The organism is Blastococcus sp. CT_GayMR19 (assembly GCF_004570385.1).
GTDB lineage: Bacteria > Actinomycetota > Actinomycetes > Mycobacteriales > Geodermatophilaceae > Blastococcus_B.
The window spans coordinates 88911-109441 of record NZ_SPQL01000012.1; the positions used below are offsets into that span (position 1 = coordinate 88911).

The following is a 20531-nucleotide window of genomic DNA, read 5'->3' on the forward strand; positions in this document are numbered from 1 at the left end:
CCGCTGACCGAGCGCACGATCCCCGGGGGCGCCGGCACTGCCGGCGCCCCCGCGGCCGCACCCCCCGTGCCCGAGGGCCCCTTCCTGGTGGTCGGGCTCGGCAACCCGGGCCCGGGATATGCCGGGAACCGGCACAACGTCGGGGCGATGGTCCTCGACGAGCTCGCCGCGCGGGCCGGGATCCGGCTGTCGCCGGGCAAGGGCGCCCGCGCCCGTGCCGTCTCCGGGGAGGGCAGGCTCGCCGGGCGCCGCGTCGTCCTCGCGCGTCCCCTCACGTACATGAACGAGTCCGGGAGTCCGGTACGCGGCCTGCTGGACTACCACTCCCTTCCGCCGGAGAGCCTCGTCGTCGTGCACGACGAGCTGGACATCGCCTTCGGAGCGGTGCGGCTCAAGCGCGGCGGGGGCGAGGGCGGCCACAACGGTCTGCGGTCGATCAGCCGGACCGCCGGCACGAAGGACTACCTGCGGGTGCGCGTCGGGATCGGCCGGCCGCCCGGTCGGCAGGACCCGGCCGACTTCGTGCTGAAGGACTTCTCGGCGACGGAGCGGAAGGAACTCGACCTGCTGCTGGCCGAGGCGGTCGACGCCACCGAGCTGCTCCTCGAGCGTGGCCTGGAGGCGGCGCAGAACCTCGTCCACGTCCGGGACTGATACGCGGTGTGGTCCTGCGCCCTCCGTGAGCACGCAGCGTCACCTGAGTCACCTGATCGTGGCTGGTCGCCGCAATCCAGGTTGACCCTCCGTCACGAACACCGGAGGGTCGTTGTTTCTGAGGACGGATCATGCGTCCACCACACGGGGGTCGGGGGTTATTCGTGGCTGAAGGGAAGAAGGCGCGCCCGACCGGTGGCAAGACCCCGGTGGGTGGCGACGACCTCTTCCCTCACGGCGACCCGACCGTGGAGCTGCCGCGCACGGTGCGGCGATCCGCCGGCTCCGGTTCCGGCTCGTCCCCGCTCGCCGAGGCCGCCCGCAGGAACAAGGACGCCGAGCTGGCCCGGGCCGCGGAGCTGGCGGCCGAAGCGGCTGCGTCCGGTGTGGACGAGGACGCGATGTTCGACTCGACCTCCGTCCGCCCGCTGCGGCAGCTCCGTCCGGTGCCTCCGCTGGCCCGCGCGGCTGCTCGTGACCTCGTGAAGCCGGTCCCGGCCCTGCGTCCCGTGTACGACCCGCTCTCGGCACGACGTCGCCGCGCACCCGGCTGGCTCGTCCGCTACACCGGCAGCCTGGTCGTGGCGGATGTCGCCGCGGCCGCCGCGGCCGGCGGCGCAGCCCTGGCAGTCGCCGGCGCCACGACCGCTGCCGTGGCGGCGGCGCTGTCGCTCGTGGCGGGGTGGCCGGCGCTGGTGGCGATGTCGGGTGGCTATGCCGAGCGCCGCCTGGGCGCCGGCACGGACGAGTTCCGCCGGGTGCTCCTGGCCGGCCTCCTCGCGGTCGCCGTCCTCAGCACGTCGGCGGTCGCCTTCGCGCAGCCGGACCTGCGGAGCTTCGTGCTGCTGGGTGCGCCGAACGCCACCTTCCTGGCGCTGATGGCCCGGCTGGTCCTGCGCCACCGCCTCCACGCTGCCCGGAGGCGTGGGGCGATGACCAAGCAGGTCGTCGTGGTCGGCCGGGAGATCGCCGTGCTCGACCTGGTCCGCCGGCTGCGGCGCGACCCGGACGCCGGCCTGAGGGTGGTCGGTGCCTGCGTGCCCAACCCGCGTTCGGCAGGGCTGCTGGCAGGGGAGGACGTGCCTGTCCTCGCCGGCATGGCCGACGCCGTCGAAGCGCTCGAGCGGACCCGGGCGGACGCCGTCGTGGTGGCCTCCGCGAGCGAGACGGCCGGCCAGTACCTGCGCGACCTCTCCTGGCGGCTCGAGGGCACGAACATCGAGATCCTCGTCGCCCCGGGGCTGGTCGAGGTGTCGCCCGACCGCCTGCAGGTCCGGCCGACGACGTCCTTCCCGCTCCTCCACGTCCGGGAACCCGAGTTCCGCGGTGTCCGCCGGCTGGTGAAGTCCGTCTTCGACCGGTCCATGGCGGCGCTCGCGCTGCTGTTCCTGGGTCCCGTCCTGCTCGCCCTCGCCGTCGCTGTCCGCCTGTCCGGCCCGGGGCCGGTGCTGTACCGCCAGGAGCGCGTGGGCGTCAACGGACGGATGTTCACGATCCTGAAGTTCCGCAGCATGGTCGTCGACGCCGAGAAGCGTCTCGAGGACATCCGGGACGCCAGCATCTCCGACGGGCTGCTGTTCAAGATGCGCGACGACCCCCGGGTGACCCCTGTGGGCCGGTGGATGCGGCGTCTCTCGCTGGACGAGCTGCCCCAGCTCTTCAACGTCCTCGGCGGAACGATGTCGCTGGTCGGTCCTCGACCGCCCCTGCCGAGCGAGGTGGCCCGCTACGACTCGCAGGTCCAGCGCCGGCTGCTCGTGAAGCCAGGACTGACCGGCCTCTGGCAGATCTCCGGCCGCAGCGACCTGCCCTGGGAGGAAGCGGTGCGCCTCGATCTGCGATACGTCGAGAACTGGTCGCTGTCGCTGGACCTCCGGATCATGTGGCGTACCGGCCGCGCGGTGCTGCGCTCCTCCGGCGCGTACTGACCCGTGGTCGAGGGGGCGGTGCCCGCCCGCCCGCAAGGGTGAACTGACGGGTGCCACGGTTGACTCATCGGTGACTCACCGTGAGGATGGCTGCAGATCGATTGCACCACCGGATGGTGAACGGCCTGGCAGACGGGCTGTTTCGTCACGACACCGGTAAGCGTTCGATTACAGTGCGTGACACGGGGGGAACCATGTTGTTGGAGCACGGCAAGCTGGCCGGCGGTGTCGGGTACGTCCCGTCGCCGCGGAAGGGCGCCGGCGTCGAGGAGCTCGTTCCGGCCTCGGCCACCCATCGTCCGACCGTCCGCTGGGCGCGCAGCTACGCCCGCGCGCTGGTCGCGTTCGAGACCGCCGCCGCCGCCGTCGCCGGTGGCAGCGTCGTCCTCACGCACCCGGCCGACGCCCCGATGTCGAGCTCGCTGTTCTGGGCCGCTCTGCTCCTGGTCCCTGCCTGGCCGATGCTGCTCCGCGCGTCCGGTGCCCACGCCGAGCGCGTCTTCGGCACCGGCAGCGACGAGTACCGCCGCGTCGGCCGGGCGGGCCTGCTGCTGCTCGCCTTCGCCGGGTTCATCTCCTACGCCGCCGCCCTGGACCTCAGCCGTGCGCTCGTCGTCGTCGCCATGCCGGCACTCGTGGCCGTGACGCTGGTGGGCCGGTACGCCGCCCGGTCACGACTGCGCCGCCTGCGCGCACAGGGACGCTGCACGAAGCGCGTCGTCGTGGTGGGCCGCGGAGGCGCCGCCCTCGACCTGGCCGCGCAGATGCGGCGGGAGAACTTCGCCGGGATGCACGTCGTGGCGCTCTGCGTGACCCCCGCGGACCGGGCGCGCGTCGCCGGTGTCGCCGACGTGCCGGTCGGCGGTATGGACGACGTGGTCTCCCTGGCGACCGGGCTGGGAGCGGACACGATCGCGGTGACCTCCGCCAGCGAGACCGCCGCGCAGTACCTGCGGCAGCTCTCCTGGCAGCTGGAAGGCAGCGGGATCGAGCTGCTCGTCGCACCCGGTCTGATCGAGGTCGCGGGGCCGCGCCTGCACATCCGCCCCTTCGAGGGGCTGCCCCTCCTGTCGGTCGAGCAGCCTCGCTTCGAGGGCTGGGGACGCATGGTCAAGGGCGGCGTCGATCGCTGCGGGGCCGTCGTGGCGTTGCTCGTCCTCGCCCCGGTCCTCCTGGGGATCGCGGCGGCCGTCCGGCTGTCCAGCCCCGGCCCGGTGCTGTACCGGCAGGAGCGCGTGGGCGTGAACGGCCGGACCTTCACCATGCTGAAGTTCCGGAGCATGGTCGTCGACGCCGAGGAGCGCCTGGAGCAGATCCAGGCCGCCAACATCTCCGACGGCCTGCTGTTCAAGATGCGCGACGACCCGCGGGTGACCCCCATCGGGCGGTGGCTGCGGCGGCTCTCGCTGGACGAGCTGCCCCAGCTCCTCAACGTGCTCGGTGGCTCCATGTCGCTGGTCGGTCCGCGGCCTCCGCTGCCCACCGAGGTCGCGCAGTACGACTCGCAGGTCCGCCGCCGGCTCTTGGTGAAGCCGGGACTCACCGGCCTCTGGCAGATCTCGGGACGCAGCGACCTGCCCTGGGAGGAGGCCGTGCGCCTCGACCTGCGGTACGTCGAGAACTGGTCCCTGGCCCTCGACGCGCTGATCCTGTGGAAGACCTTCCGCGCCGTCCTGAGCTCGTCCGGCGCCTACTGACCTTCCGGCCCGCACCGGGCCGCCGGGCAGGACCTCTCCTCGGGCCGGCGGCTGAGCCGGCCGCGACGAGCATGAGCGCGGCAACGGCTCAGCCGCCCGCGAGACACCCCCGGGCACCCCGGAGGAACGCCCCTCCGGCCGCGTGAGCGGCGCGACGGATCGGGTGGCTCGCCGCGCCGTTGACCGGCAACGCCGCCGGCGGCGCCGGTCCTCGAACGGCCGGACCGGCCCCGCAGGACACCCCGCGGGCCGACGCACGGCGCCCGCTGACTCCAAGGGGTGAGCGGGCGCATGCGGAGCGTGCTATTGGCCTTTTCTCACTTTAGCCTCGACGGGACTCCTCTTCGAGGAGTCCCGACTCCGGTGGAATTCCACTCCTCGCATTGGTCGGTCGACACGACGAGCATTGAGGACACGAAATGGCCGCGACTCATCCGGTCCCACCCGGCGAACTCGTCGTGGGAATGGGACAGGACATCACGGGGAGCCGCCACGGTGGCGGAATCCGGAATGTGTCGGTGGTCCGCACCTCCGCCATTGTCGCGGCGTCCCGATGACCGCGGCCCCGCGGCAGAGCGCGCCTCTGTCGGATGACGTGCTCGACCTCCGTGGACAGCCGGCGCTCGTGCTCGCCGACCCGGCCGAGACCCCGGAGCGTCAGTTCGCGGCGATGCTGCTCGCCGACCTGCGGCGTGGTTCCGGTGCGACGGTCACCTGGCTGAACCACTACAGCGCGATGCAGTCCCTGCACGGCGGCGTCCAGCTGGACCGCTTCGACTACCTGGGCCTGGACGGCATCCTGCTGTGCCACCTGCTGAAGTCGGAAGCCCCGCGAACGAGCGCCGACCTCGTCCTCCCGTTGCTGCTCGAGCACCCCGTGCGGCTCCGCGTCGCCCTCATCGGTTCGACGCAGGAGACGCTGCACGCCGTCGCGGCCAAGATCGAGGCCCAGTACGGACACCACGTCGTCCTCCTGCGGGACGGCTACGCCGGTCTGTCCACGCCGGCGGAGCTCCGCGACGAGCTGCGCGCGGCCCGGGTCCAGGTGGCCGTCGTCGGACTGGGGGCGCCGCTGCAGGACCACTACGCGCTGGCGCTCCGGAGCCCCGGTGTCGTGGTCGCCACCTGCGGCGGCTGGCTGGACCAGTTCGCGGGGGACACCTACTACCCGGCGTGGGCCTATCCGCTGCGGCTGAACTGGCTCGTCCGACTGGCTCGGGAACCGAGGCGGCTGTGGCGTCGCTACACGGTCGACGCGGTCCGGGCACTCCGGTCGCGGACGGCCCTGCGCCAGTACGTCACCGGCGTGGGCCGTCGCCCGATGACCGCGGTCATCTTCCAGCCCGGCACGGCCACGGCCGATGCCCCGGCTGCCTGAACAGGAGCAGCCATGCTGATCAGCGTCCAGCCCCACCTTCGCTTCGGAGGCGCGGAGCGGCAGACCGTTCTGCTGTCCAACGTGCTGCAACGACGCCGGGCCACTCCTGCTGTCGTGCTGCACGAGGCGACGGGAGGGCTCCTGGAGGAGCTGCACCCCGACATCCCGGTCGAGTCCCTGGGGCTGGACGACCACCTGCTCACCCCGCTCGTCGCGCGCCGGCTGCGGAAGACCCTCGACGAGAAGTTCCGGACCGGCGAGAAGTCGCTGGTCGCGCTCCACCTGTGGTCGAGCATCCTGGCCGGCGGCCTGGCGGAACGGCCGGACGACGACGCGTTCACGTTCGTCTACTACGAGGACCTCGACCCCTCCGAGCATGCCCGCTTCATCCCGCTCGGCCGCCTCAAGCAGCGGCTCGTCCAGCGCGTCTTCCGCCGCAAGGACGTCGTCGTCGCCAACACCGACCGGGTCGCCGATGCGATGGTGCGCGTGTACGGCCTGGACACCCGCCCGCGGGTCATCAGCCCCGGGGTCGACCTGCACGCACTGAAGGCGGCGGCGGAGGAGCGGGTCCCGGCCGAGCCGCGGGTCCGGCCGCTGAAGGTCGCCACGGTGGGTTCGCTGGTCCCGCTGAAGGGCCTGGACGTCATCTACGAGGGGCTGCTCGCGTCGGGACTCGAGTGCGAGTGGCACGTCGTCGGGGAGGGCCCGCTGCGGGGCTGGCTCGACAGCCTGCCCTCCGACGGGCCCGTGGTGGTGCGGGCCCACGGCGGGAACCCGCGGCCGTACGAGGTGGTGCGGGACGCCGACCTGCTCGTCCACGGATCGCACTCCGAGGCGCTGGGTCTGGTCCTCCTCGAGGCGATCGGGACGGGCGTGCCGGTCGTCAGCGCCGCATCCATGGGCCCCAGCGAGATCCATTCCGTGCTGGGCGAGCGCCCCGAGATCCTCAGCCTCTTCCCCGTGGGGGACTCCGCCGGCCTGGCCCTGACGCTGAAGGAACGGGCGACGGAGCTGGACCGGACGCCCGACCTCGCGGTCATGCAGCGGCACATCGAGCGCTACTCGATCGACGCCGCCGCGGACGCCTGGACCGAACTCGCCGGTGAGCATGGCTGCTCCCTGTAGCGAGGCCGGCACCCTCACACGGCAGGTCGCGGACGGATCTCCCGCCGTCCCGTGGCGGCGGGTGTCCTCGTTCGTCGGCCTGCCGCTGATCTCCCTGCTGGGGTCGCTGGCGATCCTCCCGGCGGTCGCCTCCGCCGGCGGTGCCCGGGGCTGGGCGGCGGTGGCACTGGGGCAGGCGCTCGGGGGAGGGGCGGCGACGGTCCTGCAGTACGGGTGGGGATTCGTCGGGCCGACCCGCCTCCTGACGCTGTCCCCCCTCGACCGGGGCCGGCTGCTGTGGGTCAGCATGCTGTCCCGGCTGCTCGTCGGCGCACTCCTGCTCCCGGCGGCCGCCGCGGCGGCCGCCGTGCTGGCGCCGGACGGGTACCGCCTCCTGGCGGCACTCACCGCGCTCGCGCTCGGGACGACGGGCCTGTCGGCGCTGTGGTTCTTCGTCGGCAAGGGGCAGCCGGGTTCGGCGGCCCGGTACGAGACGGTCCCCCGGGTGGTCGTGCTGCTCGCGGCCGCCGCGGTGGTGCTGCTGACGCAGGACGCGATCTGGTACCCGGTCCTGTTCCTGGGCGGTCAGGTGCTGGCGACCGGCTGGCTCACCTGCCGTCTCGGCGTCGTCTCGCTGGGCCGCACGACGTGGGCGGCCGCGGTGCGCGTGCTCCGCGAGCAGCGTGCCGCAGCCGGCACCGACGTGGTCTTCGCGGTGATCCTGGCCGTGCCGACGTCACTCCTGGCCGCGGTCGCGCCCGGGGCGGTGGCGACCTTCGCCGCCGGGGAGCGGGTGCAGATCCTGGCCAAGTCGGGCATCCAGCCGGTGTTCAACGCCTTCCAGGGCTGGGTCTCGGAGGCGCCGGCCGAAGCGGCCGCCCGGATGCGGCTGGCCGTCGGAGCCACGTCCGCGTGTGGCGCCCTCGGTGGCCTCGTGTTCGCCGTCGGCCTGCCCGTGGTCGACGACGCACTGTTCGCCGGCGAGGTCAGCGTCGGCCACGGCGTCAGCGTCTTCCTCGGCCTGTCGCTGGCGCTGTACGCGCTGACGTCCTCGATCACCTTCACCGTGCTGGCGCCGGCCGGCCTCACCGGCGCCATCTTCCGCAGCACGGCGGTGGGGGCGCTGGTCGTCGTCGTGGGGATCGCGATCCTCTCGCCGCTGTTCGGAGCGGTGGGTGGCGCGGTGTCGGTGGCGGTGGCGCAGGCGGCCGCCCTGGTCGCCCAGATCCCGGCGTGCCGGCGGGTGCTGCGCGGGGGCGGCCGGCCGGCTGCGCGCAGCGCCGACGACAGCCCGCCGGTGGTGTCCGCCGTCGCGTGACCGGCCGTCATCGGATCCCTCCCCCCGTGGTGGTGGAAAGGCCCGATGAGGCGTTTCTCATCAGCCGATCGTGTCAATCTTGGACCGGGCAGTTCTGACGAAATGGCCCGCCCGACCAATTGTGGAAATCGGAGTGGTCATGGAACCGAGGGCTGTGTGGTCCGCGCTGCGAATGCGCTGGCGGACGTCGGTTGCGGGGCTGCTCGTCGGGGCCGTGATCGCGGGGGCTATCTCCATTCTCCTGGGTCCCAGTTACACCTCGACCATGCAGTTCTTCGTGTCGACCGCCGATTCTGGGTCGATGTCCGATGCATTTCAGGGAAATCAGTTCGCCCACCAGCGGGTGGCTTCCTACGCCGGTCTGGTCACCGGTGACACGCTGGCCACCCGGATCGTCGACTCGCTCGACCTGGAGCTCTCGCCGGACGAGGTGGCCGCGAAGATCGAGGCGACGACGGTCACCGGCACGGTGCTGATCTACGTCTCCGTCACCGATTCGTCGCAGGAACGGGCCGAGCGGATCGCCGCGGCGCTGGGCGAGGAGTTCCCCGCGCTCGTGGCCGACCTCGAGACGACGAGCGACACCGCGGGCACGCCGGTGAACGTCGAGTTCGCCGACCGGCCGGGCGCGGCGATCGCGCCGTCCCCCCCGCTCGCCGTCCGGAACATCGTCCTCGGCGCGCTGCTCGGGTTGCTGCTCGGTGCCGCCGTGTCCATCGGCCGGACCCTGCTGGACCGTTCGGTCACCGAGCCGGACGACGCCGAGGAGATCGCCGGCGCGCCGGTCATCGGCATCGTGTTCCACGACGAGATGCTCCGGGACGGGCACACGATCGAGCGGGCCGAGAGCCGCACCGCGGAGCAGTACCGCCAGCTGGCCACCAGCCTCCAGTACCTCGACGTCGACGAGCCGCCCAAGGTCATCATGGTCTCGAGCGCCGTCCCGGCCGAGGGGAAGACCACCATGGTGGTCAACCTGGCGATCGCGCTGGCGGACGCCGGTCATCGGGTGACGATCGTCGAGGCCGACCTGCGTCGCCCGAAGGTCGTCGAGTACCTCGACCTGGTGAGCGGCGCGGGCGTCACCAATCTGCTGGCCGGCAGCGCCGAGGTCGAGGACGTCGCCCAGGTCGTCGGCGGGGGCGGCCTGCGGGTCATCGCCGCCGGTCCGACGCCGCCCAGTCCCAGCCGGCTGCTCGGCTCCAGCCAGATGGCCGTCCTGCTGGACAAGCTCCGCGGCGACAACGACTACGTCCTGGTCGACGCCGCGCCCCTGCTGCCCGTGGCCGATTCACGGGGGCTGGCCGCGCACGTCGACGGCGTCCTGCTGTCGGTTCGGCACGGGAACACGACCAAGGACCAGCTCGGCGAGGCGGCCCGTGCCCTCGAAGGGGTGGGAGCCACCACGCTCGGCGTCGTCCTCAACATGGTCCCGCCGCGCGGCGACCTCGCCGCCGCCCACGCCTACGGACTGGACTACGGTTACGGCGCCGGTCGTGAGGCGGACCCCGCACCGGAGGCGGAACCGGCGTCCGTGCCGGGGCACGCGGGGAGTCTTGAGTACCCGCGCGAGCCCGACTACCTGCGCGTGCCGGAGAACCTGCGTCGGCCGGAGTACGCGCGGGCGCCCGGGCTGACCGGCCGGGGCGACTGACCGTGCTCGGCCCGGCCCCGGACGCTCCCTTCACCGTCCTGCTGGTGTGCACCGGGAACATCTGCCGCTCCCCGCTGGCCGAACGGGTGGGCCGCGACCTCCTCGCCCGGATGCTCGGGAAGGACGCCGGCCTGGTGCAGATCGTCAGCGCGGGAACGCGCGCCGTCGTCGGCGCCCAGATGCACCCCGCCAGTGCGCGGGTGCTGGCCGAGCTCGGTGGGGACCCCTGTGGCTTCCGCGCGCGCCAGCTCACCGACGGGATGGCGGCCGGAGCCGACCTCACCCTCACGATGACCCGCGAGCACCGCCACCACGTGCTGGGTCGCGCTCCGCGGGCCATGTCGCGCACCTTCACCCTCCGTGAGGCGGCCGGCCTGCTCGACCTGCCCGGCTCGGACGTGCGCCTCTCGGGTCCGTGCCCGGTGGAGAGGGCCCGGGCACTCGTGACGACGATGGCGGCCGCCCGGTCCTGCCGTGCGGGGAGCGGTGCGGACGACGTCCTCGACCCGATCGGCCAGGACGACGTCGTGCACTCCCACGTGGGACAGCTCGTGGTCGACGCGCTCGTGCCCGTGCTGGAGCACCTCGCCGCCGCGCTCGCCGGCCGGGACGCCGCACGGCTCTCGGTCGACGCGCCCGGTCCGTGATGCCGGGGTCCGACGGGGATCCCCGGACGCCGGCTCCCGAGGCGGAGCCGCCCCCGCCGGGGACCCGCAGCCGGCTCGGCCGCCGCGGATTCGTCGCCACGATGCTCGCCGGGACGGCGCTGAGCGCGGCTGCGGCCGGACATGCGCTGCCGGGCCGGGACGCCCAGGCGGCGCAGTCGGCGCCACCGGCCGGGCAAACGGTCCTCGCCGGGAAGGGCATCGACCCCTCCGGTGCCGGCGACAGCACGGCCGCCCTCCAGTCGCTCATCGACGAGGCGCCCGAGGGTGCCTCGCTGTGGCTGCCCGCCGGCCTCTACCGGGTCGACGGCCTGGTGCTCCGTCTGCGGCAGTCGCTCGCCGGCCCACCGGCGCGCAGCTACACCCGCAGCCCGCGCAGCGGGGCGCGGCTGCAGGCGCGGCTGGCCGGCCAGACGGTGCCGGTGCTGGTCGTCGGCGAACTGGGTCAGCTGGCCGACATCTCGGTCGAGGGGAACGGCCGGCGTCAGCCGGCGGTGCAGCCGGCCGGCTACGGCGCCGTCCTGCAGCGCGTCACCATGCTCGAGGGTTCCGTCGGTTACGCCGCGAACTACGCGAGCGGCAGCCTGCTGGCCGACTGCATGGTGCACGAGAACGGCGTCGGCATCGCCGACCTCGTCGACTCGATGGTCCGCACGTGCGTCATCAACGCCAACAGCGGGGACGGGATCAGGCTGGGACCCGGCGCCAACGACAACATGCTCGTGGGCAACAAGGTGGAGTGGAACGACGGGCACGGCATCCAGGCCGACCGGGCGCTGCACAACGTGGTCATCGGCGGGATCCTCGACCGCAACGGGAGGACCGGGGCCCGGCTGGTCGAGTGCTCGCACACCACGGTCGTGGGCAGCGTCTTCCGGCGCAACGGGCGGCTCTCGAAGGGCGTGCCCGACGACGACTGCCACCTCTACCAGCGGGACTGCGCGGGCCTGGTGGTCACCGGGATCGCCACGAACTCCGGACCGGACGACGACGACGTCAGCGGCTACGCGTCGCCCGCCGTCGCCATCCGGGACGAGGGCGGCGCCGGCGTCAGCCTCACCGGGAACGACCTCACGGGCCGGACGTCGGCGGTGGCGATCGCGAGCGGGGCGGGCGGCACCGGCCGGAGTTCCCTGCTGAACCTCGGCGTCGCCGGCGTCCAGAGCGCCTCGGGCACGCGGGTGCGGATCGGGGCGGTCGATCTCCGGCTGAGCGCCGGGGAGTCCGGATCAGCGGTGTTCGAGCTGGGTGCGGCCGGGCGGGAGGTGCCGGGGACGTCGTACCGGCTGCATCTGGTGTCGAGGGACATCGGCACCCGGGCACGGGGGGTCGGGGAGGCCGTGCTCCTCGTCTTCCGGGACCGCGGGGACGCCGAGGTCGCGATCGGCGCCGTGGACAACCGGATCGGCGACGGGTTCGGGACCGCGGACAGGCCTTACCGCGTGGGTGCGGCCGTCAGTGCCGACGGCGCGCAGCTCACGGTCGCCGTCGCCAATGCGAGCGACCGCGCCGTGCAGATCGGACTGGAACTGATGTGATCGAGGCCCCGGGCGAATAGGCGGAAGAACTCCCCAATGAGTGAGAATGCCGCCGTGGACCATTTCGATCGCCTATTCTATTGACGAGTACGACCAATCCGATCGAGGGACCCCACTGTGCGCACCACGCCCCGCCCCGTCCGTCGTGCTCCCGGCTCGCCGGGCCGGCGACGTTCCGGGCACGCCGGTGGGGACACCGGGCCGTCGTGGCGCCACTGCGGAGCCGACGCGTGAGGGCCGCACGTCCGGAAATCGAGGTCCGAGCAGCCGACGTCCCGACCGGAAGCGCGCCGAAGCCGCAGGTGAGCGGCACTGAGCGCATCCTGTACGGAACACTGGGCATCCTGGCGGTGACGGGTCTCGTCGCCCCGGACCGGTTCAACCTGGCCCCGGCGGACCGGCTCGTGGAGGTCGCCTTCCTGGCCGCGACCGTGCTGCTGGCCCGCAGGGTGGGCTCCTGGTTCGTGCTGGTGCCGGCCGGCCTCTACGTCTTCCTGAAGACCCTGCTGCTGGTGCTCTACGGCTCGGCCAGCCTCCCCGACTTCCTGCTGGCGCACAAGGCTTTCATCTATCTCGCCGCGCTCGCCTTCTTCGTGGGCAGATCGGTATTCTACGGTCGGCGACTGGCGCAGTTCACCACTTTTCTCGTCGCGGTGTTCCTGGCCAAGTACGGCTATTCGATCGCGCTGGGCCTCGCGGACCGCCCCGGCATCTACCTCGAGAACAACTTCGAACTGATCCTGCTCATGGGCCTGGTCTACCTGGCCTATCCCTACCTGGGCGCCCGACGGGACTGGGTCTTCGCCGCTCTCGCGATCACGGTGCTCATCTCCGGTTCCCGGAGCGCCGCGCTGGGCCTGGTGTGCGTGTACCTGTTCCGCTACGTGAAGACCAGCAACCGGACGTGGCCGCTGCACGTCGCCGGCGTCGCCGTCGTCAGTCATGCGGTCCTCGCGCTGTTCAGCGCCCGGGCCGAGCAGGACGGCACCCAACTCGACCGGCTGGTCTTCTTCCAGACGTTCCTCGCCGAGGTCCGGGACTGGCCGCTGTGGCAGTTCCTCACCGGAGCCTTCCCGCTCACCCCCCTCTCGCCGGGGGCGTGCGGCAGCCTGTCGTTCTACGTCGAGCTGTTCAGCAAGACCGATCCGGGGGTCTGCTACTCGGTCATCTTCCACTCCTTCCTCATGCGCGCGGTCTTCGATCACGGACTGATCGGTCTGGGGCTCCTCTACGGGCTGCTCTGGTGGGGCCTGCGCCGCTCGGGAACCCCGGCGCGGGACGCGCTGGCGCTGCTGGGCGTGATCACCCTCAGCGCCCTCTCCGTCTCGGCGTTCAACAGCGTCTTCGCCACGATCGTGCTGGCGCTCGCCATGGGTCTGGACCGGCGTTCGGCACCTGACGCGGACGACGGCCCCGGGGTCGACGCGACGTCCGTTACGCGCTCCCGCAGGAACCGGGACCTCCGGACGGGTCCCGTCGGACGGGTCCGCCCCGGTCGGGGACGGCGCCCCGTCGGTACCCCCGTCTAGCCTGGACGACGGCCCACGCGCGCATCCGGCGCGCCGTGCGTGGCCGTAGAACCAGGAGTGCTCAACCGTGACGCTGCGCGGCGTGCTCGACGTCGTCCTCACCGATCCCGGCATGGCGCGCGTGGTGGGGTCGGCCGGCAACGCGGCGCTCGCCGTCACCGCCCCGCCGCCCGTCCAGCCGCTGGTGGCCGCCGCGCTGGCGGCGGCCGAGCCGGGCGCCGGGGTCCCGGTCCTCGTCGTCACCGCCGGCGAGCGGGACGCCGATCAGGTCGCCGACCTGCTCCGCTGCTTCCTTCCCGACCGGCGGGTCGAGACCTTCCCGGCCTGGGAGACGCTGCCCCACGAGCGGCTCAGCCCCCGGGCCGACACGGTCGGGCGCCGGCTGGCCGTGCTGCGCGACCTGACCCATCCCGGCGAGAACGGCACGATCGACGTCCTCGTCGCCCCGGTCCGCAGCGTGCTGCAGCCGCTGGCACCGGGCCTGGGTGACCTGGTCCCGGTCGAGCTGCGGCCGGGGACGGAGGCCGATCTCGAGGACGTCGCCCGGGCCCTCGTCGACGCCGCCTACACCCGTGTCGAGCTGGTGGAGAAGCGCGGCGAGTTCGCCGTTCGCGGTGGGCTGCTCGACGTCTTCCCGCCCACCGAGCCGCACCCCGTCCGCGTCGAGTTCTGGGGCGACGAGGTCGACGAGCTGCGCTACTTCTCCGCCGCCGACCAGCGGTCGCTGGACGAGCGCCCGGAGCGGCTCTGGGCCCCGCCGTGCCGCGAGCTCCTGCTGACCCCGGAGGTGCGCGAGCGGGCGGCCGAGCTCGCTCATCGGCACCCCGAACTGCTGGAGATCCTGGGCAAGCTGGCCGAGGGCATCGCGGTTGAGGGCATGGAGTCGCTGATCCCGGTGCTCGCCGACGGCGACATGCAGCTGCTCACCGACCTCGTCGCCCGCGGCACGCACGTGCTGGTCTGCGACCCCGAGCGGGTGCGCAGCCGGGCCGCCGACCTGGTGCGCACCGCCGAGGAGTTCCTCGCCGCGTCCTGGTCCACGGCGGCGGAGGCCGGGCAGGCGCCGATCGATCTCGGGGCGTCGTCCTTCCGGGACCTGGCCGAGGTCGAGACCGCCGCGCGGATGCGGGGGCTGCCCTGGTGGACGACGGGCAGCTTCACCGTCCGGGCCGAGGACGACGACGACCACGTCACCCTCGACGCGACGACGGTCGACCGCTTCTCCGGCGACGTCCCCCGCGCCATCGACCAGGTACGCACCTGGTCCCGCGACGGCTGGCGGGTGGTCGTGACCTTCGCCGGGCCCGGCCCCGCGCAGCGCGCCGCCGATCAGTTCGCCGAGGCCGACCTCGGCGTGCGCCTCGTGCCCGACATCGCCGGCACGCCGGACGCCGGTCTGGCGCACGTCACCCAGGGCGGCCTGGAATCCGGGTTCGCGTTCCCCGGCGTCGGGCTCGCCCTGCTGACCGAGCACGACCTCACCGGGCAGCGCGGCACGAACATGCGCGACGCGGCCAAGATGCCCGCGCGCCGGCGCAACGCCGTCGACCTGGTGCAGCTGCAGCCGGGGGACCTCGTCGTGCACGAGCAGCACGGCATCGGCCGCTATCTGGAGATGATCAGCCGGACGGTCAACGGCGGACAGCGCGACTACCTGATCGTCGAGTACGCCCCGTCGCGAAGGAATCAGCCGCCGGACCGGCTCTTCGTCCCCACCGACGCCCTCGACCAGCTGACCCGCTACGTCGGCGGCGAGGCCCCGGCGCTGTCGAAGCTCGGCGGCGCCGACTGGAAGAACACGAAGAGCAAGGCGCGCAAGGCGGTCAAGCAGATCGCCGCCGAGCTGATCCGGCTCTACTCGGCGCGGATGGCGAGCAAGGGGCACGCGTATGGGCCCGACACGGTCTGGCAGCGCGAGCTCGAGGACGCGTTCCCGTTCCAGGAGACGCCCGACCAGCTCGGCGCGATCGACGAGGTCAAGGCCGACATGATGCTGCCGGTCCCGATGGACCGGATCATCTGCGGGGACGTCGGCTACGGGAAGACCGAGATCGCGATCCGGGCGGCGTTCAAGGCCGTGCAGGACGGCAAGCAGGTCGCCGTCCTGGTGCCGACGACGCTGCTGGCCAACCAGCACTTCAAGACCTTCTCCGAGCGCTTCGCCCAGTTCCCGGTGACCGTCGGCGTCCTGTCGCGGTTCCAGTCGAAGACCGAGAGCGACGAGGTCGTCCGCAAGCTCGCCGCGGGGGAGATCGACGTGCTCGTCGGCACCCACCGGCTGCTGCAGCCGACCACCCGGTTCAAGGACCTCGGGCTGGTGATCGTCGACGAGGAGCAGCGGTTCGGCGTCGAGCACAAAGAGTACCTGAAGTCGATGCGGACGGCGGTCGACGTGCTGTCGATGTCGGCCACCCCGATCCCGCGCACGCTGGAGATGAGCCTGACCGGCATCCGCGAGATGTCGACGATCCTCACCCCGCCCGAGGAGCGGCACCCGGTGCTGACCTACGTCGGCGCGTGGGAGGACAAGCAGATGGCCGCGGCGATCCGGCGCGAGCTGCTGCGCGACGGGCAGGTCTTCGTCATCCACAACCGGGTGCAGTCCATCGACAAGGCGGCCGCGAAGATCCGGAACCTCGTGCCGGAGGCGCGCGTCGCCGTCGGCCACGGGCAGATGAAGGAGCACGAGCTCGAGCGGATCATGGTCGGCTTCTGGGAGAAGGAGTACGACGTCCTGGTCGCGACGACGATCGTGGAGTCGGGCCTGGACATCCCGAACGCCAACACCCTGATCGTCGACCGCGCGGACACCTTCGGGCTCTCCCAGCTGCACCAGATCCGGGGCCGGGTCGGCCGGGGCCGGGAGCGGGCCTACGCGTACTTCACCTACGACCCCACGCGGCCGCTGACCGAGACGTCGGTCGACCGGCTGACCACGATCGCGCACAACACCGACCTCGGTGCCGGCATGGCCGTGGCGATGAAGGACCTCGAGATCCGCGGCTCGGGCAACCTGCTCGGGGGCGAGCAGTCCGGGCACATCGCCGGGGTCGGCTTCGACCTCTACGTCCGGCTGGTCGGCGAGGCGGTCGCCGACTACCGCTCGCAGGCCACCGGGGAGGCGCCGGCGGTCGAGCCGGCCGACGTCCGCGTCGACCTGCCCGTGGACGCGCACCTGCCGCACGACTACATCCCGGGGGAGCGCCTGCGGATGGAGGCCTACCGCAAGGTCGCCTCGGTCCACGACGACGACCAGGCGCAGGCGGTGCTCGACGAGCTCACCGACCGCTACGGCGCCCCGCCGGCCCCGGTGCTCAACCTGCTGGCGGTGGCCCGGTTCCGGGCCGCGATGCGCGCGCTCGGCGTCACCGACGTGTCGCTGCAGGGCCGCGCGATCCGCGTCGGCCCGGTGGCGCTGCGGGAGTCGCAGCAGATGCGGCTGGCGCGGCTCGCCGACGGCGCCTCGTACAAGGCCGCCGTGGAGACGATCGTGCTCAAGGTGCCGGTCGGCGCGGACCGGCGCACGCCGCTCCGGGACGTCGCCCTGCTCGAGAACCTGCACTCGGTCCTGCGCGCGGTGATCGAGCAGCCGGTTGCCGCCGCCTCGTAGGGGCCATCGTCGCGCTTTCGGCCCCTGGGTCGGCCGCGCCCCTGCGTCGTGGGTCACCGCGCGTGTGGGAGTCTCGCGGGCGTGTTGAAGCGTCGCGCCGCCCGGGTGCTCCTGTCCGGGTTCGTCCTGACCGTCGCGGTCTCCGGGCTGACCGCCTGCCGGACCTCGCCCAACGTCGCCGCGTACGTCGGCGACGAGCAGGTGTCGGTGACCGAGCTGGAGAACGCCGTCGCCCGCCGGCTGGAGAACCCCGAGCTCGCGGACTTCGCCGCGGCGCAGGGGGACGAGTTCAGACGGCAGGTGCTCTCCCTGCTGGTGCAGGGGGAGGTGCACGACGCCGCCGCGGAGCGCTACGGGGTGCAGGTCGACGACGACGACGTGCGGCGCCGCCTCGAGGTCCTGCTCGCCGGGCGGGACGAGGACCGCGAGTACAGCCAGCTCGCCACCCAGCGGGGCCTCGGCCGGGCCGACGTCTTCGAGAACGTGCGCCAGCAGCTGGTGAGCAAGGAGATCGCCGAGTCCGAGGGCGAGTGGGAGGCACCGACCGAGGCGGACCTGCAGGACCGGTACGCGGAGGTGCGCGAGGAGCTCGCCGAGGTCTCGTTCGGCTACATCACGGTCCCCGACGAGCCGACCGCCACCGCCGTCCTCGCCCAGCTCGCCGCGGATCCCGCCGCCTATCCCGCCGTGGCCGCGCAGTACCAGGGTCAGATGACGCTGCCGGCGCTGGAGGCCAGCTCCCCCTCCGAGCTCCCGCCCGAGCTGGCCCAGCAGATCGCCGCCACCCAGCCGAACACCGGTTTCTCCATCCCCACCGAGGCCGGCGTGGCCGTCGTCTTCGTGGAGGGGCCCGTCTACCCGCCCTTCGAGGACGTGCGGACCGACCTCGAGGAGGAGGCGTTCAGCGCGGCCGCCGCGGCCGGCGGGAAACTGGTCCAGGCCGTCCGGGAGGACCTCGGGGTCACGGTGAACCCGCGCTACGGCGTCCTCGAGAAGGGGCAGCTCGTACCGGGGACCGGTGGTGTCGTGGAGATCCTCGGGGAGGGCGGCGGGGAGGAGCCCGCCGGCGCGGGTGCTCCCGGGAACTGACCCGGTGCCCGTCGCCCTCGTCGTCACCGTCAGCTCGCGCCTGCCGGGCCTGCTGAGCCCGGCGGGCTGGCGGGCGCTGTCCGGCGGACGGCCGCTGGCCGCACTGCCCGGGGCCGCCGAGACCGCGGAGGCGCTACGCGCCGACGGATGGGACGTCGCCTCGGTCCACGACGCCGGCGCCCTGACCGGGGACGTGGTCGTGCTCGCCGCGCACGACGAGGTGCCCGCGGGCGCGGAGGTCGTCGACGGAGCGGCCGAGCCACCCGGCAGCCGGCTGCTCGACGTCGTCGCCGTGATGGACCGGCTGCGCTCCCCGGGCGGCTGCCCGTGGGACGCGGAGCAGACGCACGCCTCGTTGCGCGGCTATCTGCTCGAGGAGGCGCACGAGGCCTACGACGCGATCGTCGACGACGACGCCGTCGCCATGCGCGAGGAACTCGGCGACGTCCTCCTGCAGGTGGTCTTCCACTCCCGCGTGGCCGCCGAGGCAGCGCCCGAGCGGCGGTTCGACGTCGACGACGTCGCCCGGGACCTGGTCGACAAGCTGGTCCGCCGGCATCCGCACGTGTTCGGGAACGCGGTCGGGGTGGGTGGGAGAGCCATGGACGTCGCGCAGGTCGAAGCGGGCTGGGAGGAGATCAAGCAGGCGGAGAAGCAGCGCCGCTCGCCGACCGAGGGCGTCTCCCGATCCCAGCCCGCAGCCGCCTGGGGTGCGGCGCTGGTGCGGCGCGCGGGCCGGGCCGGGCTGCCGACGCCGGTGGCCGCGGAGCTGACCGCGACCAGCCCGGAGGAGCTGGGGGAGCGGATGCTGTCGGTCGTCACCGCCGCCGAGCAGCGCGGCTGGGACCTGGAGGACGCCCTCCGCGAGGCGGTCCGCCGCTACGCCGGAGAACTGGACGCCGCCGCCCACGCGGGCACCGGCACCCCGCCCCCCTGAGCTTTCGGTACCGAAAGCGGAGCCCGGGCTCCCCGCCTTCGGTACCGGAAGCGGGGAAGGGGTCCCGGGCTCTCGGTACCGAAAGCGCGGACGGGGCGGGCGAGGCAGGCGCGGCCCGCCCGTTGGGCTGGTTAGGCTGCCCCCGTGGCCAGCATCGACGCCGTAGGCGCGCGGGAGATCCTCGACTCGCGCGGAAACCCCACCGTGGAGGTCGAGGTCGCCCTCGACGACGGGACGATCGCCCGCGCGGCGGTGCCCAGCGGCGCCTCCACGGGTGCCTTCGAGGCGGTGGAACTCCGCGACGGCGGGGACCGGTACGGCGGCAAGGGCGTGACCAAGGCGGTCGACGGCGTCCTCGACGTCATCGGCCCGGAGCTGGTCGGCTACGACGCCAGCGAGCAGCGGATGATCGACCAGCGGCTGATCGACCTCGACGGGACGCCGGACAAGTCGCGTCTCGGCGCCAACGCGATCCTCGGCGTCTCGCTGGCCGTGGCCCGCGCGGCCGCCGACTCCTCCGGTCTGCCGCTCTTCCGCTACGTCGGCGGGCCCTCGGCGCACCTGCTGCCGGTGCCGATGATGAACATCCTCAACGGTGGCGCCCACGCCGACAGCAACGTCGACGTCCAGGAGTTCATGATCGCCCCGATCGGCGCCGCGACCTTCGCCGAGGCGCTGGCCATGGGCACCGAGACCTACCACGCGCTCAAGGCGGTCCTGAAGAAGGACGGCCTGGCCACCGGGCTCGGCGACGAGGGTGGCTTCGCGCCGAGCCTGTCGAGCAACCGCGCCGCGCTGGACCTGATCGTCCGCGCGGTCGAGAAGACCGGCTACTCCGTGGGCAGCGACATCGCGTTCGCGCTCGACGTCGCGGCGACCGAGTTCCACAGCGACGGCGCCTACGCCTTCGAGGGCAAGAAGCTGTCGGCCGAGGAGATGACCGCGTACTACACCGAGCTGGTCGACTCCTTCCCGATCGTCTCGATCGAGGACCCGCTGTCCGAGGAGGACTGGGACGGCTGGATCGCCCTCACCGACGCCCTCGGCGACCGCGTGCAGATCGTCGGCGACGACCTGTTCGTCACCAACCCGACCCGCCTCGCCGACGGCATCGCCCGGGGCGCGGCCAACGCGCTGCTGGTCAAGGTCAACCAGATCGGCACGCTCACCGAGACGCTGGACGCGGTGAACCTGGCGCACCGCAGCGGTTACCGCTGCATGATGAGCCACCGTTCCGGCGAGACCGAGGACACGACGATCGCCGACCTCGCCGTCGCCACCGACTGCGGCCAGATCAAGACCGGCGCCCCGGCGCGGAGCGAGCGCGTGGCCAAGTACAACCAGCTGCTGCGCATCGAGGAGGAGCTGGACGACGCCGCCCGGTACGCGGGCGCGGCGGCCTTCCCCCGGCTGGCCGGATGAGCGCC

The 20531-nt window shown here is 73.0% G+C and carries 14 protein-coding genes; all 14 read left to right on the forward strand.

Going from position 1 to position 20531, the window contains the following annotated elements; genetic code table 11:
- Positions 1-66 precede the first annotated feature (66 nt).
- The 14 genes from pth (at position 67) to eno (ending at position 20526) form a co-directional block, all read left to right on the forward strand.
- Positions 67-654: an aminoacyl-tRNA hydrolase gene (gene pth / locus E4P39_RS16660; protein ID WP_135137686.1), complete on the forward strand. Its 588-nt coding sequence runs from the start codon at positions 67-69 to the stop codon at positions 652-654.
- Between the two features lie 164 nt (positions 655-818).
- Positions 819-2582: a sugar transferase gene (locus E4P39_RS16665; protein ID WP_245159900.1), complete on the forward strand. Its 1764-nt coding sequence runs from the start codon at positions 819-821 to the stop codon at positions 2580-2582.
- 194 nt (positions 2583-2776) lie between these two features.
- Positions 2777-4279 (forward strand): sugar transferase, encoded by a 1503-nt coding sequence (locus tag E4P39_RS22995; protein ID WP_135137687.1) that lies wholly within the window; start codon positions 2777-2779, stop codon positions 4277-4279.
- A 553-nt stretch (positions 4280-4832) separates the two neighbouring features.
- On the forward strand, positions 4833-5657 hold the full coding sequence (locus E4P39_RS16675; RefSeq protein ID WP_135137688.1) for a WecB/TagA/CpsF family glycosyltransferase: 825 nt from the start codon (positions 4833-4835) through the stop codon (positions 5655-5657).
- A gap of 12 nt (positions 5658-5669) precedes the next feature.
- Complete coding sequence (locus tag E4P39_RS16680; protein WP_135137689.1) at positions 5670-6785, forward strand: glycosyltransferase; 1116 nt, start codon at positions 5670-5672, stop codon at positions 6783-6785.
- A 61-nt stretch (positions 6786-6846) separates the two neighbouring features.
- Complete coding sequence (locus E4P39_RS16685) at positions 6847-8082, forward strand: hypothetical protein (RefSeq protein WP_135137690.1); 1236 nt, start codon at positions 6847-6849, stop codon at positions 8080-8082.
- Positions 8083-8347: 265 nt separating this feature from the next.
- Positions 8348-9736, forward strand: coding sequence for a polysaccharide biosynthesis tyrosine autokinase (locus tag E4P39_RS16690; RefSeq protein WP_167761907.1), 1389 nt, complete (start codon positions 8348-8350; stop codon positions 9734-9736).
- A 2-nt stretch (positions 9737-9738) separates the two neighbouring features.
- Positions 9739-10383 carry a hypothetical protein gene (locus tag E4P39_RS16695; protein WP_135137692.1) on the forward strand — a complete coding sequence of 215 codons (645 nt, stop codon included), beginning with the start codon at positions 9739-9741 and terminating at the stop codon, positions 10381-10383.
- On the forward strand, positions 10383-11939 hold the full coding sequence (locus E4P39_RS16700) for a right-handed parallel beta-helix repeat-containing protein (RefSeq protein WP_135137693.1): 1557 nt from the start codon (positions 10383-10385) through the stop codon (positions 11937-11939). The genes E4P39_RS16695 and E4P39_RS16700 overlap by 1 nt, the downstream gene beginning before the upstream one ends.
- A 302-nt stretch (positions 11940-12241) precedes the next feature.
- Positions 12242-13468: a hypothetical protein gene (locus tag E4P39_RS16705; protein WP_135137694.1), complete on the forward strand. Its 1227-nt coding sequence runs from the start codon at positions 12242-12244 to the stop codon at positions 13466-13468.
- 67 nt (positions 13469-13535) lie between these two features.
- On the forward strand, positions 13536-17078 hold the full coding sequence (mfd, locus tag E4P39_RS16710) for a transcription-repair coupling factor (protein WP_209306575.1): 3543 nt from the start codon (positions 13536-13538) through the stop codon (positions 17076-17078).
- Between the two features lie 81 nt (positions 17079-17159).
- Positions 17160-18167: a peptidylprolyl isomerase gene (locus tag E4P39_RS16715; RefSeq protein WP_135137695.1), complete on the forward strand. Its 1008-nt coding sequence runs from the start codon at positions 17160-17162 to the stop codon at positions 18165-18167.
- The gene (locus E4P39_RS16720) at positions 18151-19104 is read left to right on the forward strand and encodes a MazG family protein (RefSeq protein WP_245159901.1); all 954 of its coding nucleotides are present in this window, start codon (positions 18151-18153) and stop codon (positions 19102-19104) included. The genes E4P39_RS16715 and E4P39_RS16720 overlap by 17 nt, the downstream gene beginning before the upstream one ends.
- A gap of 144 nt (positions 19105-19248) precedes the next feature.
- Positions 19249-20526: a phosphopyruvate hydratase gene (gene eno / locus E4P39_RS16725; RefSeq protein ID WP_135137697.1), complete on the forward strand. Its 1278-nt coding sequence runs from the start codon at positions 19249-19251 to the stop codon at positions 20524-20526.
- Positions 20527-20531: the final 5 nt, after the last annotated feature.